Annotated in this window: 24 protein-coding genes and 1 pseudogene; 20 read left to right on the top strand and 5 right to left on the bottom strand. The window is 63.1% G+C overall.

Annotation, left to right across the window (positions count from 1 at the left end):
• Positions 1 to 95 precede the first annotated feature (95 nt).
• The 4 genes from NKI59_RS19220 (at position 96) to NKI59_RS19205 (ending at position 5,053) form a co-directional block, all read left to right on the top strand.
• Positions 96 to 512, top strand: coding sequence for an endonuclease domain-containing protein (locus NKI59_RS19220; RefSeq protein WP_352568022.1), 417 nt, complete (start codon positions 96 to 98; stop codon positions 510 to 512).
• Positions 513 to 621: 109 nt separating this feature from the next.
• Complete coding sequence (locus NKI59_RS19215; RefSeq protein ID WP_352706079.1) at positions 622 to 1,926, top strand: DUF6638 family protein; 1,305 nt, start codon at positions 622 to 624, stop codon at positions 1,924 to 1,926.
• Between the two features lie 15 nt (positions 1,927 to 1,941).
• Positions 1,942 to 3,066 (top strand): DUF2333 family protein, encoded by a 1,125-nt coding sequence (locus tag NKI59_RS19210; RefSeq protein WP_352706076.1) that lies wholly within the window; start codon positions 1,942 to 1,944, stop codon positions 3,064 to 3,066.
• Between the two features lie 307 nt (positions 3,067 to 3,373).
• Complete coding sequence (locus NKI59_RS19205) at positions 3,374 to 5,053, top strand: formate--tetrahydrofolate ligase (RefSeq protein WP_352466802.1); 1,680 nt, start codon at positions 3,374 to 3,376, stop codon at positions 5,051 to 5,053.
• 72 nt (positions 5,054 to 5,125) lie between these two features.
• Here NKI59_RS19205 and NKI59_RS19200 read toward each other — a convergent pair whose 3' ends face one another.
• Positions 5,126 to 5,773: a cysteine hydrolase family protein gene (locus tag NKI59_RS19200; protein ID WP_352706074.1), complete on the bottom strand. Its 648-nt coding sequence runs from the start codon at positions 5,771 to 5,773 to the stop codon at positions 5,126 to 5,128.
• Between the two features lie 125 nt (positions 5,774 to 5,898).
• On the opposite strand from NKI59_RS19200, the gene NKI59_RS19195 reads away from it, so the two are divergent.
• From NKI59_RS19195 to NKI59_RS19185, 3 genes are all read left to right on the top strand, one after another.
• A complete protein-coding gene (locus NKI59_RS19195; RefSeq protein ID WP_352706072.1) occupies positions 5,899 to 6,888 on the top strand; it encodes a helix-turn-helix domain-containing protein in 990 nt (329 codons plus the stop codon).
• Positions 6,889 to 7,075: 187 nt separating this feature from the next.
• On the top strand, positions 7,076 to 7,555 hold the full coding sequence (gene parS / locus NKI59_RS19190; protein ID WP_502901081.1) for a type II RES/Xre toxin-antitoxin system antitoxin: 480 nt from the start codon (positions 7,076 to 7,078) through the stop codon (positions 7,553 to 7,555).
• Entirely contained in the window at positions 7,552 to 8,061 is a 510-nt protein-coding gene (locus NKI59_RS19185) for an RES family NAD+ phosphorylase (protein ID WP_352706068.1), read from the top strand. The genes parS and NKI59_RS19185 overlap by 4 nt, the downstream gene beginning before the upstream one ends.
• 57 nt (positions 8,062 to 8,118) lie before the next feature.
• Here the strand turns inward: NKI59_RS19185 and NKI59_RS19180 are convergent, their stop codons facing one another.
• Entirely contained in the window at positions 8,119 to 8,676 is a 558-nt protein-coding gene (locus NKI59_RS19180; protein WP_352706066.1) for a sugar O-acetyltransferase, read from the bottom strand.
• Positions 8,677 to 8,823: 147 nt separating this feature from the next.
• Here NKI59_RS19180 and NKI59_RS19175 point away from each other — a divergent pair, with 147 nt between their 5' ends.
• The 3 genes and pseudogenes from NKI59_RS19175 to NKI59_RS19165 all read left to right on the top strand — a co-directional run.
• Positions 8,824 to 9,285, top strand: a complete 462-nt coding sequence (locus NKI59_RS19175) for a DUF4126 domain-containing protein (protein WP_352706064.1) — start codon at positions 8,824 to 8,826, stop codon at positions 9,283 to 9,285.
• Positions 9,282 to 10,658 carry an FAD-containing oxidoreductase gene (locus tag NKI59_RS19170; RefSeq protein ID WP_352706062.1) on the top strand — a complete coding sequence of 459 codons (1,377 nt, stop codon included), beginning with the start codon at positions 9,282 to 9,284 and terminating at the stop codon, positions 10,656 to 10,658. Before NKI59_RS19175 ends, NKI59_RS19170 begins: the two co-directional genes overlap by 4 nt.
• 114 nt (positions 10,659 to 10,772) lie before the next feature.
• Positions 10,773 to 11,516 (top strand): annotated as a pseudogene (locus NKI59_RS19165) (M14 family metallopeptidase); the annotation flags it as partial.
• A 14-nt stretch (positions 11,517 to 11,530) separates the two neighbouring features.
• On the opposite strand, the gene NKI59_RS19160 reads toward NKI59_RS19165, so the two are convergent.
• Positions 11,531 to 12,301, bottom strand: a complete 771-nt coding sequence (locus NKI59_RS19160; RefSeq protein ID WP_352615501.1) for an isocitrate lyase/PEP mutase family protein — start codon at positions 12,299 to 12,301, stop codon at positions 11,531 to 11,533.
• A 320-nt stretch (positions 12,302 to 12,621) separates the two neighbouring features.
• Between NKI59_RS19160 and NKI59_RS19155 the strand changes: the two genes are divergently transcribed.
• Together NKI59_RS19155 and NKI59_RS19150 are read left to right on the top strand one after the other, a co-directional pair.
• A complete protein-coding gene (locus tag NKI59_RS19155; RefSeq protein WP_352706061.1) occupies positions 12,622 to 14,811 on the top strand; it encodes an anthranilate synthase in 2,190 nt (729 codons plus the stop codon).
• A gap of 32 nt (positions 14,812 to 14,843) precedes the next feature.
• The gene (locus tag NKI59_RS19150; RefSeq protein WP_502901079.1) at positions 14,844 to 15,773 is read left to right on the top strand and encodes a cation diffusion facilitator family transporter; all 930 of its coding nucleotides are present in this window, start codon (positions 14,844 to 14,846) and stop codon (positions 15,771 to 15,773) included.
• Between the two features lie 222 nt (positions 15,774 to 15,995).
• Here NKI59_RS19150 and NKI59_RS19145 read toward each other — a convergent pair whose 3' ends face one another.
• The gene (locus NKI59_RS19145; RefSeq protein WP_352706058.1) at positions 15,996 to 17,078 is read right to left on the bottom strand and encodes a hypothetical protein; all 1,083 of its coding nucleotides are present in this window, start codon (positions 17,076 to 17,078) and stop codon (positions 15,996 to 15,998) included.
• Positions 17,079 to 17,213: 135 nt separating this feature from the next.
• Between NKI59_RS19145 and NKI59_RS19140 the strand changes: the two genes are divergently transcribed.
• The 4 genes from NKI59_RS19140 (at position 17,214) to NKI59_RS19125 (ending at position 19,514) form a co-directional block, all read left to right on the top strand.
• On the top strand, positions 17,214 to 17,672 hold the full coding sequence (locus tag NKI59_RS19140; RefSeq protein WP_352706056.1) for a DsrE family protein: 459 nt from the start codon (positions 17,214 to 17,216) through the stop codon (positions 17,670 to 17,672).
• Positions 17,673 to 17,843: 171 nt separating this feature from the next.
• Positions 17,844 to 18,641 (top strand): SDR family NAD(P)-dependent oxidoreductase, encoded by a 798-nt coding sequence (locus NKI59_RS19135; RefSeq protein ID WP_352706054.1) that lies wholly within the window; start codon positions 17,844 to 17,846, stop codon positions 18,639 to 18,641.
• Between the two features lie 49 nt (positions 18,642 to 18,690).
• A complete protein-coding gene (locus NKI59_RS19130) occupies positions 18,691 to 18,987 on the top strand; it encodes a putative quinol monooxygenase (protein WP_352706052.1) in 297 nt (98 codons plus the stop codon).
• 380 nt (positions 18,988 to 19,367) lie between these two features.
• Positions 19,368 to 19,514, top strand: a complete 147-nt coding sequence (locus NKI59_RS19125; protein WP_352706049.1) for a hypothetical protein — start codon at positions 19,368 to 19,370, stop codon at positions 19,512 to 19,514.
• A 270-nt stretch (positions 19,515 to 19,784) separates the two neighbouring features.
• Here the strand turns inward: NKI59_RS19125 and NKI59_RS19120 are convergent, their stop codons facing one another.
• Positions 19,785 to 20,498 (bottom strand): SDR family oxidoreductase, encoded by a 714-nt coding sequence (locus tag NKI59_RS19120; RefSeq protein ID WP_352706047.1) that lies wholly within the window; start codon positions 20,496 to 20,498, stop codon positions 19,785 to 19,787.
• 117 nt (positions 20,499 to 20,615) lie between these two features.
• Between NKI59_RS19120 and NKI59_RS19115 the strand changes: the two genes are divergently transcribed.
• The 4 genes from NKI59_RS19115 (at position 20,616) to NKI59_RS19100 (ending at position 26,301) form a co-directional block, all read left to right on the top strand.
• Positions 20,616 to 21,506, top strand: a complete 891-nt coding sequence (locus tag NKI59_RS19115; protein ID WP_352706235.1) for a LysR family transcriptional regulator — start codon at positions 20,616 to 20,618, stop codon at positions 21,504 to 21,506.
• A gap of 224 nt (positions 21,507 to 21,730) precedes the next feature.
• Positions 21,731 to 22,819, top strand: coding sequence for an AbrB family transcriptional regulator (locus NKI59_RS19110; RefSeq protein WP_352706045.1), 1,089 nt, complete (start codon positions 21,731 to 21,733; stop codon positions 22,817 to 22,819).
• Between the two features lie 180 nt (positions 22,820 to 22,999).
• Positions 23,000 to 25,087, top strand: a complete 2,088-nt coding sequence (locus NKI59_RS19105) for a TonB-dependent siderophore receptor (RefSeq protein WP_352706043.1) — start codon at positions 23,000 to 23,002, stop codon at positions 25,085 to 25,087.
• Positions 25,087 to 26,301, top strand: coding sequence for an MFS transporter (locus NKI59_RS19100; protein WP_352706040.1), 1,215 nt, complete (start codon positions 25,087 to 25,089; stop codon positions 26,299 to 26,301). The genes NKI59_RS19105 and NKI59_RS19100 overlap by 1 nt, the downstream gene beginning before the upstream one ends.
• The last annotated feature ends 193 nt before the right edge of the window (positions 26,302 to 26,494 follow it).

Genomic DNA, 26,494 nt, shown 5'->3' with positions numbered 1-26,494 from the left:
AAGCTCCCACAGCAACGCTGAAAGACGTGGCTCAAAAGCTGACGCCCCCCTCTCCCCGTTCTTCACGGGGAGAGGGTAAGGGTGAGGGGCAGCGCATGCGTGGACCAGAAATAGACATAACCAAGCGCGCAAGGCGCCTGCGTCAATCCGACAACGATGCAGAAACCGCGCTCTGGATGGAGTTGCGCGACCGCAGACTGAACGGCCATAAATTCGTACGGCAGTTGCCGATAGGCTCTTACTTCGCCGATTTCGCCTGCAGAGACTGCCAGCTGGTCGTCGAAGTCGATGGCAGTCAGCATGTCGGCAGCCAATATGATCGAATCCGGGATCGCTTCATCGTCTCGAATGGCTGGTCCATGCTGCGCTTTTGGAACGTCGACGTATTGAAGGACCGGGAAGCAGTCCTTGAGACAATATTGGCTGCGATCGAAGGACGCCTCGAACGCCATATCGAAACGCATGATCTTCGATTTGTCGCCGCCAAAGGGTATGGAGAGACATGTCCTTGACCGTTCGCGCCGCCCCTCACCCTTACCCTCTCCCCGTGAAGAACGGGGAGAGGGGGGCGTCACCGCTGGAGCTCGATCCTCCAGCGCAAGATCCATTGGTATCGCGCACATGAGCCCCGCCAAGAAACCCGATCTGTTGCGCGACAACGAGCTGATCTACGGCCGGCTGCTGACGATCGACGAGCCGCACCTGATCCAGCGCTACAACAAGGCGATGGTCGCGTTCGGCTTGAAGCCGACCAAGTTGAAAAGCTTCGAGATCGATCGCACTGGCTTCTCGCCGCAGGTCGCCGAGGAATGCGGCGACTACAGCTACCTCGATCCGAACGAGGTCAACCGTCGCTTCATCATCCTGACGCCGTCGCAGATCGACCTGCCGGTGGTGCACACGGCGTTCTCCAACACTTCGCTGCTGATGTACGAGTTCATGTCCAAGAACCAGCGCGCCATCGATGCGCTGACGATCAAGGACGTCATCTACGGCGAGATCGAGGATTCGGTCCCCAAGGTCGACGACATCGAGGACCTGCTGTCGATCAATCAGGTCGAGTTCAAGGTGTTGTCGGCGGAGGATGTGCTCGGCAAGGCCGCCGAACTCGGCAAGCTGGTCGACCGGCTGAAGCAGGAGCCGGATGCCTGGCGCGACAACGCCATGCTGGCCCACATGGTCGAGCTGGCGAAGATCTGCGGCGACATCCGCGAGAATGCGCTGGTGCCGGACCAGGTGATCTTCCGCCACAATGCCTATTGGACCAGCCATTTCGGCGGGCTCTATGTGTTTGTCGATCCGGACGTGACGACGGTGATCAGCGACCCGGCAGCGCCGGGCTTCCGCCGCTCGCGGCCATGGCAGGTGAGTTACCTTTCGATCCACGACGCCGACAAGGTGTTCAAATTCCTCGCTTCGACCGGCCGCATCGAGCTGCCGCGCGCCTCATGGATCGAAACCTCCGGCTATCTCGAGCATCGCGCCGAAATGGTGGTGCGCGCGCTGATCCGCGACGCCGAGCCCGACCGCAATCTGACCGACGTCGACAAGGTCTGGCTGCAGACCTGGATCCACGGCCATACCGATCTGATCACCAGGGACGGCAATTTTCCCTTCCTCAACGCCGCCAAGCGCGAGATCGCCCAGCTCGGCCATCTCAAGATCGAGGACGTGTTCCCGCAGCAGCGCTTCCTGGTCATCCGCGCCAAGCCGGACCATCCCGACGCCTGGCTGACCAACCAGCTGATCTCGGACTTCGTGCCGCAGGACTTCGTTTCGCGTTACGTCTTCAACAAGCCGGGCTTCTACAGGGACTATGAAGGCTTCAGCGACGCCTGGCGATCGCATGTTGTGGACGTTCTGAAAACCACATATCTGAAGGACAAGGTGGCGTTTCGCACACGCCTCTACGGCTTGACTGACTGAGGGGGTGACATCGCCATGCTTGATCCGATTGTGAATTTCTTCACCCGGATTTTCCAGTGGATTGGCCGCGGCATCGGCCTGCTCTTCAGTGCGGTTCTGTGGCCGTTCCTGTGGGCGGGGCGCTGGTACACGCAACGCGGCTGGATCCTGAAGGCGGTGCTCGGCCTGGCTGTGCTCGTGCTGATCGGTCTCTATGTCAACTTCTTCTACGCCACCCAGTGGTGGAACAATTTCGACCCGAATTACGTCGACAAATACACATTCGAAAAACGCAACAGCTCCGCCGGTGAACAGGTTTCCGCCGGCGCCGGCACCGACACGGCCAAGACCTGCGGAAATTCAGCCATTGCCCAGGTCGCTGCCGACCTGACCGACTTCAACGTCAACCAGAATGCCTGGGTGTCGTCGATGATCCTCTACAAGCTCGGCCTGTTCGGCATCGACTGGGACCACACGCCGTTCATGGACAACAAGGCGTCGTTCCAGCGCGGCATCAACCAGGCGGTGCGGCGCACGGCGACCGAGCTTGCCGACAATCTCGGCCGCGTCCGCACCACCTCGCAGATCGACGCCGACCTGCAGGACGCCCGCGGCAATCTGCAGTTCGATGAGGAAACCTGGTATTTCGGCTTGTACCCGTTCGGGCCCAAGACGCCGACGCCGAGCTACTATCGCGACGCGGTGCGCAAGCTGCGTTCCTTCAACGCCCGCCTCGCAGCCTGCCAGGCGACGTTCGATGCCCGCGCCGACAATCTCAAGCAGTATATCGACCGCATCTCGTCCGACATCGGTTCGACCTCGGCGATCCTCAAGGAGCGTGCCGAAAACCACAATAATGGCTGGTTCGACACACGCGCCGACGACCGCTTCTGGTTCGCCTATGGCCAGCTCTATGCCTATTACGGGCTGATGAAGGGCGCACAGGCCGACTTCGAGGACGTCATCAAGGAAAAGCACCTGCAGAACCTGTGGGATACGATGGACGCGCAATTCGTCTCGGCGCTGCGCATCCAGCCCTTCATCATCGCCAATGGCCGCGAGGACGGCTGGCTGTTGCCGACACATCTGACGACGATGGGTTTTTACATACTCAGGGTGCGCTCGAACATGGTCGAGATCAGCAACGTGCTGACGCAGTAGCGGATCGTCCCGCACAGCCGGCGCTGGTGAATTTGCGCCGTTGCTTCTGTCGCTTTTCGCGTATTACGCGGCTGTTTTGAGACGGCGGAACCGCGCCTGCTCTGGCTTCTATACGGCGCGGCAACCGGCGCGAAAAGAACCTGTAGCAGGGCAGCCGGCCGCAGAGGCATTTTCTTCGTAGGAAACATAGTTGCATGAAAGTTGACGCCGCGGCAGCGACAGGGGTAGAACATGCCCGCGCCTGCAATGCCGGGCTATTCTTGCGACCACACTAGTCAAATCCGTCCAATTCAGAGGGAAGTCGTCCATGGCCGAAGTGAAGTCCGACATCGAGATCGCGCGCGGCGCCAGGAAGAAGCAGATCCAGGAGATCGGCCAGAAGATCGGCATTCCGAGCGAACATCTTCTGCCCTACGGCCACGACAAGGCGAAGATCTCGGCCGAGTTCATCAAGTCGGTGAAGGGCAACAAGGATGGCAAGCTGATCCTCGTCACCGCCATCAACCCGACACCGGCCGGCGAAGGCAAGACGACGACGACGGTGGGCTTGGGCGATGGCCTCAACCGCATCGGCAAGAAGGCCATCGTCTGCATCCGTGAGGCTTCGCTCGGACCGAATTTCGGCGTCAAGGGCGGTGCCGCCGGCGGTGGCTACGCGCAGGTCGTGCCGATGGAGGACATGAACCTCCACTTCACCGGCGATTTCCACGCCATCACCACCGCCCATAACTTGCTGTCGGCGCTGATCGACAACCACATCTACTGGGGCAACGAGCTCGGCATCGATACCCGCCGCGTCGTCTGGCGCCGCGTCATGGACATGAACGACCGGTCGCTGCGCGAGATCATCTGTTCGCTCGGCGGCGTCGCCAACGGTTTCCCGCGCGAGGCCGGTTTCGACATCACAGTCGCCTCGGAAGTCATGGCCATCCTGTGCCTGTCGACCGACCTGAAGGACCTGGAAAAGCGCCTCGGCGACATCATCGTCGCCTATCGTCGCGACAAGTCGGCCGTCTATGCCCGCGACCTCAAGGCCGACGGTGCGATGGCCGTACTCTTGAAGGACGCCATGCAGCCCAATCTCGTGCAGACGCTGGAGAACAACCCGGCCTTCGTGCATGGCGGCCCCTTCGCCAACATCGCGCATGGCTGCAACTCCGTCGTTGCCACGACGACGGCGCTGAAGCTTGCCGACTACGTCGTCACCGAAGCCGGTTTCGGCGCCGATCTCGGTGCCGAAAAGTTCTTCGACATCAAATGCCGCAAGGCCGGCCTGAGGCCGGCGGCGGCGGTCATCGTCGCCACGGTTCGCGCCATGAAGATGAATGGCGGCGTCAAGAAGGAGGACCTCGGCAAGGAGAACGTCGAGGCGGTCAAGAAGGGCTGCGCCAATCTCGGCCGCCACATCGAGAACATCCGTCAGTTCGGTGTGCCGGCTGTGGTCGCCATCAACCATTTCTACTCCGACACAGAGGCCGAGATCCAGGCGATGAAGGACTACGTTGCCTCGATGGGCGAAGAGGCGATCCTGTGCAAGCACTGGGCCCAGGGATCGGCCGGCATCGAGGAACTGGCCAAAAGAGTCGTGGCATTGGCCGAATCCGGCGCGTCGCAATTTGCCCCGCTCTATCCCGACGCCATGCCGCTGTTCGAGAAGATCAACACCATCGTCCAGCGCATCTATCGCGGTTCCGAAGCGATCGCCGACAAATCGGTGCGCGACCAGCTCCACGCCTGGGAGCACGCCGGCTACGGTCATTTACCGGTCTGCATGGCCAAGACGCAATATTCCTTCTCCACCGATCCGAATCTGCGCGGCGCGCCGACCGGCCACACCGTGCCGGTGCGCGAGGTCAGGCTGTCTGCCGGCGCCGGCTTCGTCGTCATCATCTGCGGCGAGGTGATGACCATGCCCGGCCTGCCCAAAGCGCCATCCTCGGAAAAGATTTTCCTGAATGAAATGGGCCAGATCGAAGGCCTGTTTTAGGGATAATCAACGCTTGAACGGCAAAGGGCGCCGCAACGCTGCGGCGCCCTTCTGCCTGTTCGCAACAGTCTCCTACGCCGCGCTTCGCGCCAGCGCGCGCTGGTTGGAGGCATAGGGTGTGTCGTGCTGGGGTACCACGCCGGTCTTCAGGCAATCGATCCACTCGGCGGTTTTGAGAACGGCCGCGAAGCGCGACTGCAGGACGATCGTCACCACGCGATGGATTTCCTCCCCCGAAGCGTAGCCGGCGCTGTTGGCGTACGGCAATGACCCCGTTGCGTCCGACAGGAACTCCACCTCGAAGCCCATATGCACGGCATGGATGACCGTCGACAGATCGCAATTGTGCGTCATGTAGCCGATGACCGTGATCGTATCGATAGAGTTGGCGCGCAGCCACTCCTCGAGGTCCGTGCCGGTGAAGGCGCTGGGCAAGTTCTTTTCGATGTAGTGGTCACGGTTTCGCCTGGCGATTTCCGGGTGCAACTCGGCGCCATGGCTGCCCTTGGCGAAGACCGGTGAGGTTTCCGGCGCCAACTGTTTGATGACCACCACCTTGACACCTGCCTCGGTGGCCGCGTCCATCGCTCGCGCTACATGGACGACGCTGTCGCGGAACGGCGGATGCTGGATGGCGAGGTTGCCGCCGTCATAGTCGTTCTGAACATCGATGACGATGAGGGCGCGGCGTGGAGCTTTGCCTTTGGCTGGTTGCGACATGAGTTTTCCTTTCCCGTTGGACATGATGGTGGACGATAAGCTCGGCACCGGATTGCAGAAAGTGTCCCGATTGACATTATTCGAAAGAATTGGGACAATCGGCCTCACCCGTTGCTGGAGCTCCCATGACCGATCCTGCCGTTGCCGCCATCGCCTTCGATGGCATCAGCCCGTTTCATCTCTCCGTGCCGTGTCTCGTGTTCGGCGCGGATCGCACGGAGCTCGGCCTGCCGCGCTTCGACTTCCGGGTCTGCGCGATTGAGGACGGGCCGATCCGCACCGATGCCGGGCTGACCATCAGCGTCCCGCACGGGCTTTCCGCGCTCGATGACGCCGACATCGTCATCGTGCCAAGCTGGAAGGATCTCGGGAGCTCGCCTCCAGCCGCATTGATCGACGCGTTGCTTGGCGCGCACGAGCGCGGCGCGCTGATCGTCGGACTGTGCTTGGGAACGTTCGCTGTTGCGGCTACCGGACTGCTTTCGGGGCGGCGAGCGGCGACGCACTGGGCCTACGCGGATCAGCTGCAGGAACTCTATCCCGACATTCTCGTCGAACCGGAAGTGCTCTACATCGACAATGGCGATGTCGTGACATCCGCCGGCGTCGCCGCCGGGCTCGACTGCTGCCTGCACGTCGTACGGGCTCGTTACGGCGCCGAGGCGGCACTTCGCCTTGCCCGGCAGATTGTGCTTTCTCCGCACAGGCAGGGCGGGCAGGCGCAATTCATCGAACGTCCCATCGCCAGGACCGGCAATGCGGACCGCTTCACCCAGGCTCTCGAAGCGGTGCGCAAAACCCTGGGTGAGCCGCACAGTCTGGACAACGTTGCCGGTCTCGCCGGCCTCACCCGCCGGACGTTCACGCGCCGTTTCCAGAAAACGATCGGCACCAGTTTCGGCGACTGGCTGACCGATCAGCGCGTCCAGCTGGCGCAACGGCTGCTGGAAGCAACGGAAAAATCGATGGACACGGTTGCCTTCGAGGCCGGCTTCGGCAGCGCTACCTCGCTGCGCCAGCATTTCGCAGCGCGCCTCAGAACCTCGCCGGCGCAGTACCGGCGCGAATTCTCGAAGAGTGCTCAGGAGGAGCGCGTGGCGCACATGCCGAGGTGAAATTCGGCTCGCGCTCGATTCCAGGGCAATCGCTTCAGTGCCGACGTTGGACTGCCATCTGGCCCGAGTAGGCTATCTTTTCTCTCGAAGCGATTGCCCTGCTCTCGATCCTGTCGTGCTTGAAAGGCTCTGCGTCATCTGTCATATATTAAAGCGACAGATGACGCGAAGAGGGCTCGCCGTGGCGATGGCATTGGAAAAGACTGCGCCAGCAGCAAAAAACAAAGAACTTCAGAAGGTGGCGAAATTGCTAGGCGGCAGCCGCATTCTGGCAAGGCGCCTCAGCAGCGCTTTGGATGCCCACGAGTTGCTTCTGCACGGCCTGCCGGCTTCAGCGCTGGACCATCTTATCGGGCAACTCGTCTTCATCCAGAAGACCGATTCGCTGGAGAAGGCCGTCGGCATGAGCCTGCGCACCTACCAGCGCCGCAAGGATGCTCCGTCCAAGCCTCTCAGTCAGGACCAGAGCGGACGAACCTGGAAGTTCGCGGAGATCCTGTCGAAAGCTACCGACGTGTTCGGTTCGCAGGCGGAGGCAGAGCAATGGCTGGAGCGCCCGGCGATTGGGCTCGACCAGCGTCGTCCAATCGACCTTCTGGCGACGCCGGCGGGGATCGAGCTTGTAGAAGACTATCTGGAACGGCTTGAATATGGCGTTTATGCATGACGCCGCTGCCGGCGGCGCTTGGTGGCTCCGACCTCATCGGATGGCGCCTCGATCAAGCCGCGTTTGCGCCTACATGGGATAGTGGCGAGGGCGCATACAGGGTGGGCGGACGCTGGAACAGCAAGGGCGTGCGCGCCGTCTACTGCTCGATCGATCCGTCGACTGCGATCCTCGAGGTTGCGGTCCATAAGGGCTTCAGGGCGCTCGACACGATTGCGCATGTCATGACGGCAGTAATCGTCAGCGATGTCGCGGATGTGCATATCGTCGACCCCGCCGCCGTGCCCAACCCCAACTGGTTGCGCCCGGGCATTCCGAGCTCCGGGCAACAGGCGTTTGGCGACGATCTTCTGCAACGGCACCGGTTCGTGGTGATTCCGAGCGCGGTATCGCAGCATAGCTGGAACCTGATCTTCGACGCGAGCCTCGCCAGAGGGGCATACGCCATGAAGACCCAGGAGGCGTTTGCGCTCGACACACGGTTGCATCCACCTCCGGCCAAGTGACATAGCCGCCCCATGTCCATCAGAACGAGGACGTGACCGGCGACAGAAGCACGGTGCTCAGTTGTTGCTGATTACCCGTGCCGGATTGCCGACCACCGTGGTGTTCGCCGCCACGTCGCGCGTCACCACAGCACCGGCGCCGACGATGGCGCCATCGCCGATCCTGACTCCGCCGAGGATGACGGCACTGCCGCCGATCCAGGCATTGTCGCCGATCTCGACCGGCTTGGCGATCTCCAGCCCTGCCCGTCGCCCGGCAGCCTCCTTGTGGTGCTCGGCGCAATAGATCTGCACATTCGGGCCGAGCAGCGTTCCCTTGCCGATGCGCACTGGCGCCGTGTCGAGAATGATGCAGCCGGCATTGAGAAAAACGCGGTCGCCGAGAAAGATGTTGAAGCCATAAGCGCAGTGGAACTGCGCCTCGATCCGGGCGCCCTCGCCCGCAGCGCCGAGCAGCGTCCGCAATCCAGGCCCGATGTCGCGACGCTGCCGGGGCGGCAGGCTGTTGTGCTCGAACACCGCGTCTCGCGCCGTGATGCGCAACGCCTCCAGTTCCGGATCGAGGCAGCAATACCACTCGCCCGCCGCCATTTTCGTGCGTTCGCTTCCGGCCATGGCCGCAACTCCAGTTTCAACTTTGCCAAAGCACAAGTGGTGAAAATACGGAAGCGCCGGCGGCGACACCACCTCTGGTCAAATACCGGACCTATGGTAGCTTGCTCTCTCGGACCTGTCCCAAGCCGGCCATCGAGGGGATCAATCATGCTGTACATTTTTGCACTCCTGATTGGCATCGTTGCCGGGCTTCGCGCCATGACCGCGCCCGCCGCCGTCGCGTGGGGCGCCTGGCTTGGCTGGTTGCCGGTCGCGGACACCTGGGCGAGCTTCATGGGCCACTGGATCGCCGTCGGCATCTTCACCATCCTGGCCATCGCCGAACTGGTCACCGACCAGCTGCCCTCAGCGCCGAGCCGCAAGGTGCCGCAGCAATTCGGCACGCGTATCGTCTCGGGCGCTTTCACCGGCGCGGTGATCGGCGCCACCGGTGGCGCCACCATCGGCGGCCTGATCGCCGGCGCCATCGGCGCGGTGATCGGCACGCTGGGCGGCGCCGAGGCGCGCAAGCGCCTGGCCACCGCCTTCGGCAAGGACCCGCCCGCCGCCTTCATCGAGGACGCGGTGGCGATCGTCGGCGGGCTTCTGATCGTGGCGGCGGCGGCATGACGGCAAAGACATTCGACGCCATCATCGTCGGTGCCGGGCAGGCCGGCCCACCGCTCGCCGGCAGGCTGAATGCGGCCGGCATGAGCGTGGCGCTGATCGAGCGAAAGCTGGTCGGCGGCACTTGCGTCAACACCGGCTGCACGCCGACCAAAACGATGGTGGCAAGCGCCTATGCCGCGCATCTCGCCCGCTCCGCCGCGGATTACGGGGTGACGCTATCCGGTCCCGTCGGCGTAAACTACAAGGCGATCAAGGCGCGCAAGGACAAGGTCTCCAACGACGCCCGCGGCAATCTCGAAGACTGGATTGCCGGCATGGACAAATGCACGCTCTATCGCGGCCATGCGCGCTTCGTAAGCGCCAACACGGTGCGCGTCGGCGACGATCTGCTGAGCGCCGAAAAGATATTCCTCAACACCGGCGGGCGCGCCTCGGTGCCCGACCTGCCCGGCATCGACGGCATTTCTTACCTGACCAATTCCTCGATGATGGATCTCGACGTGCTGCCGCGCCATCTCATCGTTGTCGGCGGCAGCTACGTCTCGCTCGAATTCGCGCAGATGTTCCGCCGCTTCGGTTCCGAAGTCACGGTCATCGAAAAAAGCCCGCGTCTGATCGGTCGCGAGGACGAGGATGTCTCGGACGCCATTTTGTCGATCCTCGAAAACGAAGCCATTGCCGTCCATCTCGGCGCCGACGACATCCGCTTCGCCAGGCGAGGCAACGAAATCGCCGTGACCTTCTCGCCAGGCAAGGCGGCTGCGGTCGGCTCGCATGTGCTGCTGGCGCTCGGCCGCACGCCAAACACCGACGATCTCGGCCTCGACAAAGCCGGCGTCGAGGTCGACAAACGCGGCTTCATCGTCGTCGACGACCAGTTGCGCACGAGCGTGCCCGGCATCTGGGCGATGGGCGACTGCAACGGCAAGGGCGCCTTCACCCACACCTCGTACAACGATTACGAGATCGTCGCCGCCAACCTGCTCGACAATGATCCGCGCAAGGTCAGCGACCGCATCGAGGCCTATGCGCTCTATATCGACCCACCACTCGGCCGCTGCGGCATGACCGAAGCCGCGGTAAGGAAATCCGGCCGCCGCGCCTTGGTCGGCCAGCGGCCAATGACCCGCGTCAGCCGTGCAGTCGAAAAAGGTGAGACGCAAGGTTTCATGAAGATCCTGGTCGATGCCGACACCAAGGAGATCCTCGGCTGTTCGGTGCTCGGCCCGGGCGGCGACGAGGCGGTGCACTGCGTGCTCGACCTGATGTATGCCAAGGCGCCGGTCAGCACGCTGGCGCGCGCCGTGCACATCCACCCGAATGTCTCGGAGCTTCTGCCGACCATCGCCCAGGAACTCAAGCCGCTGGTGTGACGGCCGGGTAGAATCGTGCGCCCATGGCGGCGCCGGCTGGACCAATCGACAGCCCAGCGGCAAAAGGGCATGTGTTCCGCCTCTTCTCCCGGAGGCATCCCATGCAGAAGTCCATCGAACGGCTTTCCGCGGCTCGCCGCGCCCGACCTCACGCTGCTGCCGGCGCACGGCACGGTCGACCAGCGGCTGAAAACGCGGCTGCTGCAGCTCTCCATCGGCCACGACATCGTGCTCGACCTGCATTGCGACGATGAGGGCCTCGCCTATCTTTACGTCCACACCAGCCTGTGGCCGGCCATGGCGGATTGTGCAGCGGCCATGGGCGTCGACGCGGTGATGCTGTGGGACGAAGACCCCGACGGCACCTTCGAAGGCGCCTCGATCATGCCGTATCAGAACGTTCCCGCCGACGTCGCGTGCCTCGACCGGCGCGTCGCCACCACCGTCGAATATCGCGGCATACTCGATGTCGACGGCGCCCTCGCCGGCGCCGATGCCGAAGGGCTCTACCGGCTGCTGGTGGCGCGCGACGTCATCCAGGATCAGGCGCTGCCCGCGCCTGGCAGCTTCGTTGGGCTCGTCGCGCCGCTCGAAAACATCGAGATGATGCCGGCGCCCTGCTCGGGCGCGATCCTTTACGACGTGAAGCCGGGCGACCGCGTCACCAAGGGTGCGCGCCTTGCCACCATCGTCCACGCGCCCGGCGAGCCCGACGGCCGCACGGAAGTGTTGGCGCCGCAGGCGGGCCTCATCCTGACGCGGCGTTCCCGCCGCATCATCCGCGCCGGCGAAGACCTCTTGAAGCTGGTCGGCGACGGGACGAGCGCCGATGCAAGGTCGGGAACGCTGGAGGACTGACGCACCCCGCCAGGTTATCCCGAAATCGCTTGTCGCGCCTTGGCCTCCAGCCATTCGGCCATCTGCCGGTACGGCACCGGACCATGGCTCACGCGGGCGACGCCGAGTTCGGCAAGCCTCTGGCGCGGCGGCACATGCGCCAGGGCAATGATGTTGACCGGCAATGCCGTTGCCTCGCAGAGCGCCTCGATCAGGCCTTCATCGGCAAGCCCCGGCGCAAAGAAGCCATGCGCTCCGGCCCTTTCGTAGGCGTGCGCCCGCTCGATCGCCTGATCGAGAAGAGCCTTGTCGTGCGCATTCGGTTTAGTCTTCAGGAAAATGTCGGTTCGGGTGTTAATGAAGGCCGGAATACCCGACGTCTTCACCGCCGCTGCAGCCGCTTCGATCCGCCTTACCTGTATGGCGATGTCGTGCAGCCCACTGCCGCCGACGATCTGATCCTCGAAATTAAAGCCGACGGCTCCAGCCTGCACGGCGAGCGTCACGCTGCGGGCGACAACCTCCGGAGCAACCCCGTAACCCCCCTCGAGGTCCATGGTTACCGGCACATCCACCGCCGCAACGATGCGTTTGATGTTTTCGAGCGCCAGTTCCAACGGGATTTTCTCGCCATCGGCGAATCCGAAAGCGGCCGCGACCGGCCAGCTTCCGGTGGCGATGGCCTTGGCCCCTGCTTTCTCGATGACCTTGGCGGAGCCTGGGTCCCAGGCATTGTAGAGGACAATCGGGTTTCCCTTGACATGGAGGGAATGGAACGTCCGTGCGCGGTCGAACTGCTGGGTCATTTGATGTTTTCCCGTCTTCCTGCTGTTTGATGCAGAGTCTAGGCAGGACTGCCGGTCTTGGCCATGTGCCATGGGTTGCGAAAGCGGCAGCCACCCCACAGACTTTCAAACCTGTTGCGCATACCGCTTTTCGCGGCTATGGATTTCGCCATGAATATGCGTTCGATCAAGACCATTTGGTGGTGGGCTCGCTGACAGCGGCCTGTTCGAACGCGTTCGCGTGACAATAGAGGGTGGCCGCAGCGGAATGTCCGGGCGGCCATTTGTTTTTTCAAGCCATTCCCGGGTCCGTTGCCCCAAAGACGCTGATGGAGACGGCAATGACGACGAAAATTCTGGAGAATGGCGCCGAGCGCTTCGTCACGGCGGGTGGCGTGGCGATTACCCGCCAGCGCCATGACCGGCCTTACGAGGGGGCGATCGACGGCTATGTCGATGGGCTGAATTCGCGCCGCGGCGCCGTGTTCTCCTCGAATTACGAATATCCTGGCCGCTATACGCGCTGGGACACCGCCATCATCGATCCGCCGGTGGTGATCTCGGCACGCGGCCGCGCCATGCGCATCGAGGCGCTGAACCGCCGCGGCGACGTGCTTTTGCCGGTGATCGGCACGGTGCTTGCCGGCCTTGACGATGTCACGATCGCCGAGACGTCCAACAAACTCATCCGCCTCGAGGTCGCCAAGCCCGATCGTATCTTCACTGAAGAGGAACGCAGCCGCGTTCCCTCCGTCTTCACCGTGCTGCGCGCCATCACGGCTTTGTTCAGGACCGAGGAAGACGCCAATCTCGGCCTCTATGGCGCCTTCGGCTACGACCTCGCCTTCCAGTTCGATCCGGTCGACTACAAGCTCGAGCGCAAGCCAAGCCAGCGCGATCTCGTGCTGTTCCTGCCCGACGAGATCCTCGTCGTCGACCACTATTCGACCAAGGCCTGGACCGACCGCTACGACTATTCCGGCGATGGCTTCTCGACCGAAGGCCTGCCGCGCGACGAAATCGTCGAGCCGTTCAGGACCGCCGACCGCATCCCGCCGCGCGGCGACCACGAGCCCGGCGAATATGCCAAGCTGGTGCGCAAGGCGATGAAGAGCTTCGAGCGCGGCGACCTGTTCGAAGTGGTGCCGGGGCAGATGTTCTACGAACGCTGCGAAACCCAGCCCTCCGAGATTTCCCGCAAGCTGAAGAGCATCAACCCTTCGCCCTATTCCTTCTTCATCAATCTCGGCGAGGGCGAATATCTGATCGGCGCCTCACCGGAAATGTTCGTGCGCGTCAACGGCCGCCGCGTCGAGACCTGCCCGATCTCCGGTACCATCAAGCGCGGCGACGACGCAATCTCCGACAGCGAGCAGATCCTCAAGCTGCTCAATTCGAAGAAGGACGAATCCGAACTCACCATGTGCTCGGACGTCGACCGCAACGACAAGTCGCGGGTCTGCGAGCCGGGCTCGGTGCGCGTCATCGGCCGCCGCCAGATCGAAATGTACTCCCGCCTGATCCACACCGTCGACCACATCGAGGGGCGGCTGCGCGAAGGCATGGACGCCTTCGACGCCTTTCTGTCGCATGCCTGGGCGGTCACCGTTACCGGCGCGCCGAAATTATGGGCCATGCGCTTCATCGAGCAGAACGAGAAGAGTCCGCGCGCCTGGTATGGCGGGGCGATCGGCATGGTCAATTTCAACGGTGACATGAACACCGGCCTGACGCTTCGCACCATTCGCATCAAGGACGGCATCGCCGAGGTGCGCGCCGGCGCCACGCTGCTCTTCGACAGCATTCCCGAGGAAGAAGAAGCCGAAACCGAACTGAAGGCATCCGCCATGCTCTCCGCCATCCGCGACGCCAAATCAGGCAATGCCGCCAGCACCGAACGCAGCACCGCGCGTGTCGGCGACGGCGTCAACATCCTGCTGGTCGACCACGAGGACAGTTTCGTCCATACGCTCGCCAACTATTTCCGCCAGACCGGCGCCAACGTCTCGACGGTGCGCACGCCGGTGCCGGACGAGATCTTCGACCGGCTGAAGCCAAACCTGGTCGTGCTGTCGCCCGGCCCCGGCACGCCGAAGGACTTCGACTGCACCGCCACCATCAAGCGGGCCCGTGCGCGCGACCTGCCGATCTTCGGCGTCTGCCTCGGGCTGCAGGCGCTGGCCGAGGCCTATGGCGGCGAGCTGCGCCAACTGCACATCCCGATGCATGGCAAGCCGTCGCGCATCCGCGTGTCGAAGCCGGGCATCATCTTCTCCGGCCTGCCCAAGGAGGTGACGGTCGGCCGCTATCATTCAATCTTTGCCGATCCGGTGCGGCTGCCTGATGGTTTTGTCGTCACCGCCGAGACCGAGGACGGCATCATCATGGCCTTCGAGCACCGCAAGGAGCCGATCGCCGCAGTGCAGTTCCACCCAGAGTCGATCATGACGCTCGGCCACAATGCCGGCATGCGCATCATCGAGAACATTGTCGCGCACCTGCCGCGCAAGGCCAAGGAAAAGGCTGCTTAATTCGAGGGCTCAGCGTTGGGATCTTTTCCCCAGTGACCGCGGCGGAAATCAAAGCCGCCGCCAGGCAGAAGGTCGCCAGCCTCGCCTTCTGGTCGATCGTCGTCGCCTGCGTCGTGCTCGGCCTGAAGCTGGTGGCCTGGTACGTCACCGGTTCGGTCGCGCTTTATTCAGACGCGCTGGAATCGATCGTCAACGTCATTGCCTCTGCCGCCGCCTTTTGGGCGATCCAGGTCAGCTACAAGCCAGCCGACCAGGACCATCCGTTCGGCCACCACAAGGCCGAGTATTTCTCGGCCGTCCTCGAAGGCGTGCTGATCGTGCTTGCCGCCTTGCTGATCCTCAATGAGGTCTGGTGGTCCTGGCAGCATCCCGCCCTGCTTGAACAGCCATGGACCGGCCTTGCCGTCAATGGCGTAGCAACGGTCATCAACGCCGTCTGGGCCATGACGCTGATCCGCACCGGCCGAAGCGAAAAATCGCCGGCTCTCGTTGCCGACGGCAGGCACATCATGACCGACGTGGCGACCTCGGTCGGTGTGTTCATCGGCCTGGTCGGCGCCGTACTGACCGGCTGGCAGGTTCTCGATCCGGCTCTTGCGGTGATCGTGGCGCTAAACATCCTGTGGCAGGGCTGGCACGTCATCGGCTCGTCGATGAACGGGCTGATGGACCGCGCCGTCGACACCCAGGAACATATCCGCATACGCGACATCATCTCGGCCAATTGCAAGGGCGCGCTCGAGGTCCACGACCTGAAGACGCGCATCGCCGGCCGCGCCACCTTCATCGAGTTCCACCTGGTCGTCGACGCCGACATGTCGGTCGGCGCCAGCCACGTCATCTGCGACCGCATCGAGGACGCGCTGCAGGCAGAGATTCCTTCCGTCCGCGTCATCATCCATGTCGAGCCCGACGACGAGGCGAAACTGCCCAAGGGCACGACGGCCGTGCCCTTCGCGTGAGGTGGCGTCGCGGAGAAAAATCGCTCAGTCGTGATCCTTCGCGCCCCCCTCTGTCCTGCCGGACATCTCCCCCTCAAGGGGGGAGATTGGATGTCGCTTCGGCTTTCGCCAATCTTCAAAGAAGAACGCTGTCGGTGAAGCTGCCGATCTCCCCCCTTGAGGGGGAGATGTCCGGCAGGACAGAGGGGGGTGCTGTCTCGCCGGCATCGCGTCTCTGAACTGCTACAGCCCGCAGGCAGCCTGCGGCATAGGCTCCAGCCGGTAGACCTTGTCGTCGGACATTGTGTCGCCTTCCGCCGCTTTCGAGCACAGATCGACGATCGGCAGGCCGCTGTTCGGGTTGGCCAGCATCATCATGCCGTTGGCGCCGCGGCGAAGGAAGACCTCCTGTTGCGCGATATCGCAGGAGGCACCACCCGTCTTCGCGCTCGCCGCGCAGCGCCACTGGTCGCCCTCGCCCTGACAGTTATAGACCTGCGTGACCTTGGCCGATTTCTGCCGCGTGGTAACCGAAACGGCGATATCGGCGCCGCTTGGCCAATTGGCCGGATCGCCCTCCTTGGCGAAAGACGCCAGCTCGACCGGTCCGCGGAACACCCTGATCGACTGGGTCAGCTGGTCTGGATGCGAGCCGAGATGCGCGGCATCGTAGTCGCGTCCGTAGCAGAAGGCCTGGTCCGGCTTCAGTCGTTCGCGCAATGGCGGGCCAAGGGCCGGGTCGATCGGGTCGATGCGCGCGAACTCCGCCTTGCAGGTGGCGGCCGGCATCGGGTCGAGCCTGAAGCCGTTGTCGTCCTTGCCCAGCGCCTGCCTTTCATACTCCGCCTTGCCGAGCTCGTCTTCCGATCCGGCGTCGAGATAGAGGTCGGGCTGCACGTCCGAGACGATCAGCCGGCCTTTGTCGTCGACCTTCAGCGAAGCCATGGTGCGATCGCAGTCCATGCCGCAGCGGATCGGGCCGGTCTTGCCGTCCTCCGACTCATGACTGCACCAGCCGCCGAGCCATTCAGGCGCCTCGGCGCCGCGCACCGTCGTCGCCATGAAGCCATTGTAGGAGGAATCGATGCCGGCGCTTGGCTCCTCGTCTGGCCGGCTGACCGGATCGCGGCCGTAATAGAAGAAGATGCGCGTCACCTTCTGCTGCGGATGCGACTTGAGATGCGCGACGTCATAGACGCGGCCGAAGCAGGCGTCCTTGCCGTCGGGGCTGAGCTCGGTGAGTTTGAGCGTGTCATCGGCGAAAGCAGAGCCGGCGACGGCGGCGAGCAAGGCAACCCCAACTCCGGCGCCCACAATGGTCCCCATTATGGTCCTCCCCATTATGGTCTTCAACGTCATGCTACCCCTCCGTTGCCCCGACAAGACGTGGCTTCAATTTATGCTAGGATCGAGGCCGAGGCCACGCAATTTGCGCCGGCCGGATAAATGGGAGATGAAGCCATGCGACGCCGCGATATTTTCCGCGTCGGTCTTGCCGGGGCCGCGGGGCTTTTCGGGCTGCGCCCCATCAAGGCCGCAGCTAGTGAAGTCAAGCCGGCGGCTGCCGAAGAGGAAAGGCAAAAGGTCGCCTATCACCTCAGCGACCTCGACAAGGTCAATTTCGTGCTCGGCAACATCAAGAACCACTTCGAAGGCACCGACGGCAAGGTCGACATCGCGCTTGTCGTGCACGGCCCGGCACTTGCCGCCTTCAAGTCGAAGGGCATATCGGCCGCCATTTCCGGGCGGTTCGCCGGCCTTGTCCAGGATGGGCTCAGCCCGCACGCTTGCACCAACACCATGCACGGCATGGATATCGGCCTGGCCGACCTGCTCGACGGCTTCCATGCAGCCGACAGGGGCGGCGTCGTCAAGCTCGCCGAATTGCAACGCCAAGGCTACGCCTATCTCAGGCCATAGGGCAATTCCAGGAAAAGTGTGAAACGGTTTTCCGTCCGGAATTGCGTCAAGACAAAGAGGGAGCGGTTCGCCGTTTCCGTGAAACGGTGAACCGCTCTAAACTTTTACGGACTTGAACGCGAGGACTGCGAGGGCCTACGAAGAGCAGGCAGAGTCCCCGGAGGAATAGACGTGCCAGCCACCACCACCCTTGTCAGCCCCTCTCTGGTCATCCCCGACCTTGCCGGAAAGGCGGTCCTGGTCACCGGCGCCTCGACCGGCATCGGCGCGGCGCTCGCACTCGCCTACGCCGCGCAGAAATGCCGCGTCGCGCTGCACTACAATTCGAGCCGCGCGGCTGCCGAAAACCTGGCCGCGACCATTCGCAACGGCGGCGGCGACGTGTTCCTCGCCCAGGGCGATTTCTCGATCCCCGCCGATGTCGAGCGCGTCGTCGAGGACAGTGCGCAACATTTCGGCCGGCTCGACGGCCTCGTCAACAATGCCGGCGGCATGCTCGGCCGCGTGCCCTATGCCGAGCAGACCGAGGCGCATTACGACGCAGTGATGGACCTCAACGCGCGTTCCGCGCTGACAGCTTCGCGCAAGGCGATCCCATGGCTGAAGCGGCAGGGCGGCTTCATCGTCAACACCTCCTCGATCGCCGCGCGCAACGGCGCCGGTGGCGGCGCCGGCCTTTACGGCTCGGCCAAGGCCTTCGTCTCCAACATCACGCGCGGCATGGCCAAGGAGCTGATCGGTTTCAACATCCGCGTCAACGCGGTGGCGCCCGGCACGATCGCGACACCTTTCCACGAGCGCTACTCGACCGACGACCAGATGAAAGGCATGATCGCCACCATCCCGCAGGGCCGCGCCGGCACCGCCGAGGACTGCGTCGGCGCCTATCTGTTCCTCTCCTCCGATCTGTTGAGTGGCTACATCATCGGCCAGGTGATCGAGGTCAATGGCGGGCAGTTGATGCCGTAGACGGCGAACTGCATACTCCTGGTTGCGTCATCTCAACGGAGCAAAGCGAATGTACGGACTGATCGGCAAGATGCGGGCGATGCGCGGCCAGCGTGACGCAATGATGGATATCCTGCTCGCCAGCACCGGCGCCATGCCCGGCTGCCTGAACTACATCATCGCCACCGACCCGGCCGATGCCGACGCGATCTGGGTGACCGAAGTGTGGACTGACGCCGAAAGCCACAAGGCTTCGCTGCAGCTGCCCGAAGTCCAGGCGGCAATCGCCAAGGCACGGCCGATCATTGCCGGCTTCGAGTTCCAGGTGGAGACGCATCCTGTTGGCGGGTTCGGGTTGGCCGATTGAGGCCGGAGAGCGGGCGCTGATCGAAATTTACAGCCTATGTAGGCCGCACCAGCATCCCTGCCTCGTCACAAGAGGTCAGCGCAACGCCTCCACCTTGTTGCGATCACCGTCGTCATTGCTGCCCCTGCGGTGGTTCTAGTCTAGGCGTCTCGTCGCCCGGAGCATCGCCTGGGCTTATGCACCGGGGCCGGAGCCTCATTCCGAGGATCACCCGCTGGATCTCGCCGCGGAGGGAAAGCGTGCCGTCAGCGTCCACGGTATCGCGGCACTCGAGAAATGGACCTGAACTCTCCTCCGCTCGAAGGGCTCGTTCTCCGTTATGGGCAGCTCTACGGGCCCGGAACCGGCACGGATCTGCCCACAGGTCCGCCGCACTGAATGTGGATGCCGCCGCCTATGCTGCCTTGCTGGCGGTCGACAGGGGACGAGACGGCATCTTCAACATTGCCGAGCCGAACGAGTTCGTGGCGAGCGAAAAAGCCCAGATGAAACTCGGCTGGCGCGCCAACTTTCGCCTGTCAACATGATGGCGGCCGGCTGCTGCATCACCTCGGCGTGTGCTCGCCGAATAACAGATGCAGCTGGCGACGGCGCTTGTGTCATGAAATTGAAAAGGCAATGTCAGCGTGATGGAGACGGCCACTATGATTGGCTTCAACAGCATGGGCGGCGCCTTCACGGTGGCCTTCAGCAATCACACGGACCCAGCACTTTTCGCGAGGAAGCACAGCCGCTCCAAGATTGCAGAGGTGCAGCAGGGGCAACACCTTTGTCGGTCACCGCGCGTTGAACGCTGTCTACGCTATCGCACCGCCGCCATCGACGCGCACGGTCGAACCGGTGGCAAAAGGCGTCGTCAACAGAAACAGGACAGCATTGGCAACATCTTCCGGCCGGCCGATGCGGCGCGTTGGGAGGCTCAGAGCCGCCCGCTCGAACATGGCGCTTCGCTTTTCCTCCGGCACCTTGCCCCAGAGCGGCGTATCGATCAGCCCCGGCGAAACAGCATTGACGCGCATCGGCGCAAGTTCGAGCGCCAGGCCGCGGGCAAGCGCTTCCAGTGCGGCATTGATTGCGCCTTGCAGGACCGACGTAGCTGAGGGCCGCACGCTCAGAAAGCCGGAGACGAATGTGAGACTTCGACAGTCCCGGATTCTGGCCGCGCGCGCGACACGATAGGCGCCCCAGAACTTACTTTCCATCGCGGCTTTGGCGTCGCCAAGAGAGAGACCGCGAACCGGGCCCGTCGGAGTTTGTGCCGCAGAAATGACGATGTGATCCCAGCCGCTGCCAGCGGCGAAAAATGCTTCGATCGCATGCTCGTCGCCCGTGTCGAGTTCTTTCCCGTCACTCTGGGAACCAAGTATCGAGAGTGCATCATCCAATTTTTTGGCTGAGCGGGAAGCTATGGTCACCTGCGCGCCGGCAGCGGCAGCTACTTTGGCCGTCGCCAGCCCGATCCCGGAACTGCCGCCGATAACAAGAACCTTCTGATTGGCGAGAACCGGCATGAGCGCTTTCCTTTTTCAACTGAGGCGAAGATACGCCCTATCCGTTGCAGCAAGAATGGCTTAAATCTGAAAGAAATTCTTGCTGTGTGGACAACAATGGTCGACAGACTTTTGGATATGACCGTGTTTGCGCGCATCGCGGAGGATGGCAGCCTCAGCGCTGCAGCGCGGACGCTCAACCTGTCGCTCCCAGTCATCAGTCGAAGGCTTTCGCAGCTGGAGGATCGGCTTGGAGTCAGGCTGATCAACAGAACAACGCGGCGTCTGACGCTCACCGATGACGGCATCGCCTTCCATGCGCGCTGTGCCCAGATACTCGCCGACGTCGACGAGGCCGAAACGGAAGCAAGCAAGGGCCGCGACAAGGCGACGGGACTTTTGCGCGTCACATCTTCGGTCGCCTTCAGCCGCAGGACGCTCGCGTCCCTGCTTCGAGAGTTCGCTGAGCGGCATCCGGATCTTAAGATCGAGCTCCATGCCACCGACAAGGTCATCAACATCGTCGATGCCGGTTTCGACCTCGCCGTCCGTTTCGGCACCCTCAACGATTCCAGCCTGATCTCACGGCAGCTTGCCGCGAACGTTCGTGTGATTTGTGCGGCACCGGCTTATCTCGACAAGCACGGTCGGCCGGCAAGTTCGGACGATCTTCTCGATCATGATTGCATCGTTTTCGGCGATCCACCCCTTGATCATTGGACGTTCGTGGATGGCCAGGAGGTACGGGTCAAAGGGTGCCTCAAGACGAATGATGGCGAACTCGCCCATCAATGGGCGCTTGACGGTGTCGGGCTGGTGATGAAGTCGATCTGGGATGTCGGCGGTGATATCCAAGCTGGCAGGCTGGAATTGGTGCTTCCCGAATTCAAACTGCCGGCCGCGCCCATTCACGCGATCTACCCGCATAGCAAGCTCGCCGCGGCCAAGGTCCGGCTATGCGTGGCGTTCCTGCGGGAGCGAGTGCATGCGAGGGCGCCAGGGGCCATTCCAGGATTGCGCGGTTGGTGAGACCACAATTGGAGCGGCCGCAGATTTTCTCGATCTCAGCTTTCGACGAACGGCCGCTTCGCATTGAACGCTTGAAGCTTGTGAGGCGCTACGCCCACACGGCCAAACGGCACTGCCAATATCCGGTGAAATCGGCTGATGGCTTCCGCTTCAAGGCGTTGCCGGCAAGACGCTCGACTTGTTCGCCGTAGCGTTGCGCCGGCCACCGGTCTAAGAGACCATCTATGGATTCTTCCCCGAACCCACCGGCCATCGAGCACCTGGCGCGGATCCACAAGGCCTGGCAGTGGCCCGTCCTGGTGGTGGTCTCGGTGCTGTTTGCCGGCGCGCTGGAACTCGCCGCCCTGCCCGCCGCGCTTTTGATCGGACCGATGCTGGCGGCCATCGCTGCCGGCACCAACGGCGCCACGGTGCGCGTGCCGCGGGTTCTGTTCGGTTCAGCCCAGGCGGTCGTCGGCTGCCTGGTCGCCAGCTCCATCTCGGCCGACATCTTTCCCGTCTTCTACAGGGAATGGCCGCTGTTCCTTGGCGTCGTGATGGCGACGGTCGCGGCATCCAGCCTGCTCGGCTGGCTGATCAGCCGCTGGCGCATCCTGCCCGGCACCACCGCGGTCTGGGGCTCGTCGCCGGGCGCCGCCACCGCCATGGTGCTGATGGCCGGTGCCTTCGGCGCCGACCAGCGCCTCGTCGCCTTCATGCTTTATCTGCGCGTCATCTGCGTCTCGATGACGGCAGCCCTGGTGGCCAAGCTCTGGGTCGACACCTCGGGCATCGAGGTGCCGGCCATCGTCTGGTTTCCGCCGATAGACCCGCAAGGCTTGGCCGCAACATTCGGCGTGGCGCTGGTTGGCGGCCTCGCCGGAAAGCTTTTCCGGCTGCCGTCGCCGTTTTTCCTCGGCACCTTCATTTTCGGCACCGTGATCCATCTCGGGCTCGGCGTGACCATGCAGTTGCCGCCCTGGCTGCTCGCCTTGAGCTATACGATGATCGGCTGGAGCATCGGCCTGAATTTCACCAGGGCCATTTTGCGCCACGCGGCCCGCGCGCTGCCACAGATCGTCGGCTCGATCATTGCCCTGATCGTCTTTTGCGGCGGCCTCGCCTTCCTGATCAGCCGCCTGCTCGGCATCGATCCGCTGACCGCCTATCTGGCAACCAGCCCCGGCGGCATGGACAGCGTCGCCATCATCGCCGCCGCAGCGCAGCATGTCGACATCTCCTTCGTCATGGCGCTGCAATCGGCACGCTTCCTGATCGTGCTTCTGGTCGGCCCAAGCGTGGCGCGGCTGGTGGCGAGAAGCCTCAAACCATAGCAGCTTGCCTCTCCCTGATTGGCAGCTGGTTTTCCCGAAACCGGTCGCACTTTGCTGTCGCCGACCGTATCGGGCCAACGCGCACGAGCTCAAAAAATAACTTGACTCAAATACTCAGATTTGAGAGCCCCTTCCGTCAATGTACGGAAGAGTGGAGACGAGTTGATGCGGAAACGGACGATGACATGGCTCCTGGGGTTATCATTGCCGGGCAGCATGGCCCTGCTCGACCTGTCCGGGCCGGCTCACGCCCAGGACCAGGGCGGCGTCACCGTTCTCAACAAGATCGAGGTCGATGCCGAGAGCGACGAGATCCTCGTGCAGGACGGCTATGTCGCCAAGAAGGACCGCATCGGCACCAAGACCGACACGCCGATGGTCAAGATTCCGCAAGCCGTTTCGGTTGTGACGCAAAAGCAGATCGAGGACCAGAAGCCACGCACGCTGAACGAATCGCTCGGCTATGTCGCAAGCGCCAATCCGAACAGCTTCGGCTTCGACACCCGCTATGATGCCTTCTTCCTGCGCGGCTTCCAGGCCTTTTACAACGGCATGTTCCGCGACGGGCTGCGCCAGTACAACGGCCCCTCGGCCTGGTTCAAGACCGAGCCCTACGGCATCGAAGGCGTCACCATCCTGAAGGGTCCGGCCTCCTCGCTTTACGGCATCAGCGGTCCGGGCGGCATCGTCAATCTGGTCACCAAGCGCCCCAAGGAAGAACAGTTCCGCGAGGTCGAAATGCTGCTCGGCGAGCACAATCGCTTCCAGGCCGCACTCGACGCTTCCGGCCCGGTGAACGAAGACGGTAGCATTCTCTATCGCTTCACCAGCCTCGGCCGCACCAGCGACACCGACCTGGTCGGTTATCCCGACGACAAGATCTATCTGGCGCCGGCAGTCACCTTCAAGGCGGATGAGGACACCAAGCTGACCATCCTCGGCGAATATTCGAAATCCGTCACCGGCGGCACCGCTGCCTTCTACAATTCGGGCGGCGCTCTGACGGACCTTTATGAGGGCGATCCCGCCTGGAACGACTTCGACCAGACCCAGGGCCGCATCGGCTACGAGTTCGAGCACCGTTTCAACGACGTGCTGACGGTCCGGCAGAATCTTCGCTACAGCGCCGTCGACAGCGACATCGAGTACAGCGGCCATTACCCGGACGGCCCGGACCTGAAACGCTACTGGGGCCACTACACCGAGACCATGAAGAACTTCGTCGTCGACAACATGGCGCAGTTCGAATTCGATACCGGCCAGGTCAGGCACACGGCGGTAGCCGGCATCGACTACGCCTGGTCTAATTATGACGCCGGCAGCGGTATCTCCTATGTCTCCGTCGACGACATCAAGGCTGCTCCGGTTCCTTACTATGGCGGGCAGGAGATGAACCAGCTCGGCGCCTATCTGCATGACCAGATGGAGTGGAACGATTTCACCCTGTTCGCCAGCGGTCGCTACGACTGGGCCGACACCACCTCGACCGCCGCCGACTTCACCAAGTCCAAGCAGAACGACAGTGCCCTTTCCGGGCGGCTCGGCCTGTCTTACCAGACCGAATGGGGCATCACGCCCTATGTCAACTATTCGACGTCGTTCTCGCCCAATATCGGCTTCGTCTATGACGATGTCAGCAGCCCCATCGGTCGTGTCGCCCGTCCGACCATCGCGACGCAGAAGGAAATCGGCGTCAAATACGAGTTTGCCGATTACAACGCCGCCATCAGCGCCGCTCTGTTCGACATCGACCAGAAGGATGGCGTCGTCTTCGACGCCTCGACCGGCATCAACAAGCAGCGCCAGCTCGACCTCAACTCGCGCGGCGTCGAGCTGGAAGCCAGCGCCTCGCTCGACAACGGCCTCAGCATACTCGCCTCTTACACCTATCTGCGCGTGAAAATCGAACGCGGCGCCACGGGAACCGCAGGCAAGGAACTGTCGGCAACGCCAAATCACATCCTGTCGCTCTGGGGGCAGTACCAGTTCGAGGACGGCACGCTGCAGGGGCTCGGGCTGGGCAGCGGCGTTCGCGTCGCCGGCAGCAGCTATGGCGACGACACCAACACCTTCAAGAACGACGCGCGCGCCTTCGTCGACGCCTCGCTCTCCTACGATTTCGGCTACCGCAATCCCAAGCTCGAGGGCGTGAAGCTGCAGGTCAACGCCAAGAACCTGTTCGACACTCAAAAATCCATCTGCTCGGCCGGCTATTGCTACCGCGACGAGGGCCGCTCGCTGTTCGCTAGCCTGCGCTACCGCTTCTGATGTCGATCGCCGTTTCCAGCCGGGCATCGACGCCTGTCGCGATCGTCCTGGCGATCGGCGGGCTCTACGTCGCGCAGAGCCTGATCGGCGGCATCACCTGGGCGGGCCTGCCGGCGGTGATGCGCGACCAGGGCCTGCCGCTCGACCGGATCGGCCTGGTTTCGCTGATCGCGCTGCCATGGGCGCTCAAGTTTCTATGGGCGCCGGCCGTCGAGCGCTATCGGCTGCCGCCGGTCGGCAAGAACCGCACCGGCACGATCGTCGCCGCCGGTGGGCTCGTGTCCATCGCCGGGCTGTGGGCCGTCGGCGCGCTCGGCCCGGAGGCCTGGTGGCCTGTCCTGGCCTGCCTGACCATCGTCGCCTTCGCCGCCTCGACGGTCGACATTGCCTGCGATGGTTTCGCCGTGCAGAGCCTGGCTAAGGAAAACCACGGTTGGGGCAATGCCGCGCAGGTCGGCGGCGCCTATCTCGGCTCGGCCATCGGCGCCGGCCTGTTTCTGCTTCTGGTCGACGCTTATGGCTGGCGCATCGCCGTTTGGGCGATGGCCTTGCTGCTCCTGCCGCTCGGCCTTCCCTTCCTGCTTGGCGTGGCCAACCGCGCGCGCGAGGAGACGCGCGAGCATGTTCCCAGCCTTCTCGACGCGTTGAAGCGTCCCGAAATTCGGCGCGGCCTGGCAGCGTCGGCCATCTATGTCCTGGCCCAGAAGGCGGCGCTCGCCATGCTCGGACCATTCCTGATCGACGCCGGGCTCGACCTCTCGATGGTCGGGCTTGTCAACGGCGTCGGCAGCATGTTCGTCGGCCTGGCTGCCGCACTCGCCGGCGGCGCTCTCGTCAAATGGTTCGGCCCGCGCAACGTGCTCGTCCTGGCGCTTTTCCTGCAGGCCGGATCGCTGTTCTTCTTTTCGGTCTTCGATTTTCTTGGTGGCTTCTCGACCACCGCTTTGATGGCCATCGCGGTGCTCAGCTCGTCCGGCTTCATGGCTCTCGGTTTCGTCGCGCTTTACGCGCAGTTCATGCGCTGGTCAGATCCAAGACAGGCGGGCGTCGACTTCACGCTGTTCCAGTGCATGGACGCACTGATGAGCATGGCCGGCGGGATCGCGGCCGGCTACGCCGCGCAGTATTTCGGCTATGGCGCGTTCTTCGCAGGTGCCGGCCTCGTTGCGCTGCTGGCGGTGCCGGCGATCATCATCGTATCCGACCGCCGGTGACCCCGCCCGCCCTTGTGCAGCAGGGGAATCGCATATTGAAGTTTGGGGCATTTGCCAGGCCGCGTACCCCCACCCCTAACCCCTCCCCACTGTTTGGACTGGGGACATCGCGAACAGATGTGCGAGGACATCGCGAACAGTTTTGCATGCTATCGCGCCAGGACATTGAGGTCGATGGTTTCTATTTTCTGAT

Origin of the sequence: Mesorhizobium sp. M0598 (genome assembly GCF_040320865.1) — a bacterium.
Lineage (GTDB): Bacteria > Pseudomonadota > Alphaproteobacteria > Rhizobiales > Rhizobiaceae > Mesorhizobium.
Note: the sequence above shows the minus strand (reverse complement) of the source record. Positions and strands in the feature narration are given on the sequence as shown.

What these genes read in the sequence shown, in the direction of transcription:
- NKI59_RS19110 (WP_352706045.1), top strand. Translation starts at nt 21,731, where the DNA reads ATGGATTCTTCCCCGAACCCACCGGCCATCGAGCACCTGGCGCGGATC.
- NKI59_RS19160 (WP_352615501.1), bottom strand. Translation starts at nt 12,301, where the DNA reads ATGACCCAGCAGTTCGACCGCGCACGGACGTTCCATTCCCTCCATGTC.
- NKI59_RS19120 (WP_352706047.1), bottom strand. Translation starts at nt 20,498, where the DNA reads ATGCCGGTTCTCGCCAATCAGAAGGTTCTTGTTATCGGCGGCAGTTCC.
- NKI59_RS19215 (WP_352706079.1), top strand. Translation starts at nt 622, where the DNA reads ATGAGCCCCGCCAAGAAACCCGATCTGTTGCGCGACAACGAGCTGATC.
- NKI59_RS19170 (WP_352706062.1), top strand. Translation starts at nt 9,282, where the DNA reads ATGACGGCAAAGACATTCGACGCCATCATCGTCGGTGCCGGGCAGGCC.
- NKI59_RS19140 (WP_352706056.1), top strand. Translation starts at nt 17,214, where the DNA reads ATGCGACGCCGCGATATTTTCCGCGTCGGTCTTGCCGGGGCCGCGGGG.
- NKI59_RS19105 (WP_352706043.1), top strand. Translation starts at nt 23,000, where the DNA reads ATGACATGGCTCCTGGGGTTATCATTGCCGGGCAGCATGGCCCTGCTC.
- NKI59_RS19205 (WP_352466802.1), top strand. Translation starts at nt 3,374, where the DNA reads ATGGCCGAAGTGAAGTCCGACATCGAGATCGCGCGCGGCGCCAGGAAG.
- NKI59_RS19185 (WP_352706068.1), top strand. Translation starts at nt 7,552, where the DNA reads ATGACGCCGCTGCCGGCGGCGCTTGGTGGCTCCGACCTCATCGGATGG.
- NKI59_RS19195 (WP_352706072.1), top strand. Translation starts at nt 5,899, where the DNA reads ATGACCGATCCTGCCGTTGCCGCCATCGCCTTCGATGGCATCAGCCCG.
- parS (WP_502901081.1), top strand. Translation starts at nt 7,076, where the DNA reads ATGGCATTGGAAAAGACTGCGCCAGCAGCAAAAAACAAAGAACTTCAG.
- NKI59_RS19130 (WP_352706052.1), top strand. Translation starts at nt 18,691, where the DNA reads ATGTACGGACTGATCGGCAAGATGCGGGCGATGCGCGGCCAGCGTGAC.
- NKI59_RS19210 (WP_352706076.1), top strand. Translation starts at nt 1,942, where the DNA reads ATGCTTGATCCGATTGTGAATTTCTTCACCCGGATTTTCCAGTGGATT.
- NKI59_RS19155 (WP_352706061.1), top strand. Translation starts at nt 12,622, where the DNA reads ATGACGACGAAAATTCTGGAGAATGGCGCCGAGCGCTTCGTCACGGCG.
- NKI59_RS19220 (WP_352568022.1), top strand. Translation starts at nt 96, where the DNA reads ATGCGTGGACCAGAAATAGACATAACCAAGCGCGCAAGGCGCCTGCGT.
- NKI59_RS19180 (WP_352706066.1), bottom strand. Translation starts at nt 8,676, where the DNA reads ATGGCCGGAAGCGAACGCACGAAAATGGCGGCGGGCGAGTGGTATTGC.
- NKI59_RS19175 (WP_352706064.1), top strand. Translation starts at nt 8,824, where the DNA reads ATGCTGTACATTTTTGCACTCCTGATTGGCATCGTTGCCGGGCTTCGC.
- NKI59_RS19145 (WP_352706058.1), bottom strand. Translation starts at nt 17,078, where the DNA reads ATGGGGACCATTGTGGGCGCCGGAGTTGGGGTTGCCTTGCTCGCCGCC.
- NKI59_RS19115 (WP_352706235.1), top strand. Translation starts at nt 20,616, where the DNA reads ATGACCGTGTTTGCGCGCATCGCGGAGGATGGCAGCCTCAGCGCTGCA.
- NKI59_RS19100 (WP_352706040.1), top strand. Translation starts at nt 25,087, where the DNA reads ATGTCGATCGCCGTTTCCAGCCGGGCATCGACGCCTGTCGCGATCGTC.
- NKI59_RS19200 (WP_352706074.1), bottom strand. Translation starts at nt 5,773, where the DNA reads ATGTCGCAACCAGCCAAAGGCAAAGCTCCACGCCGCGCCCTCATCGTC.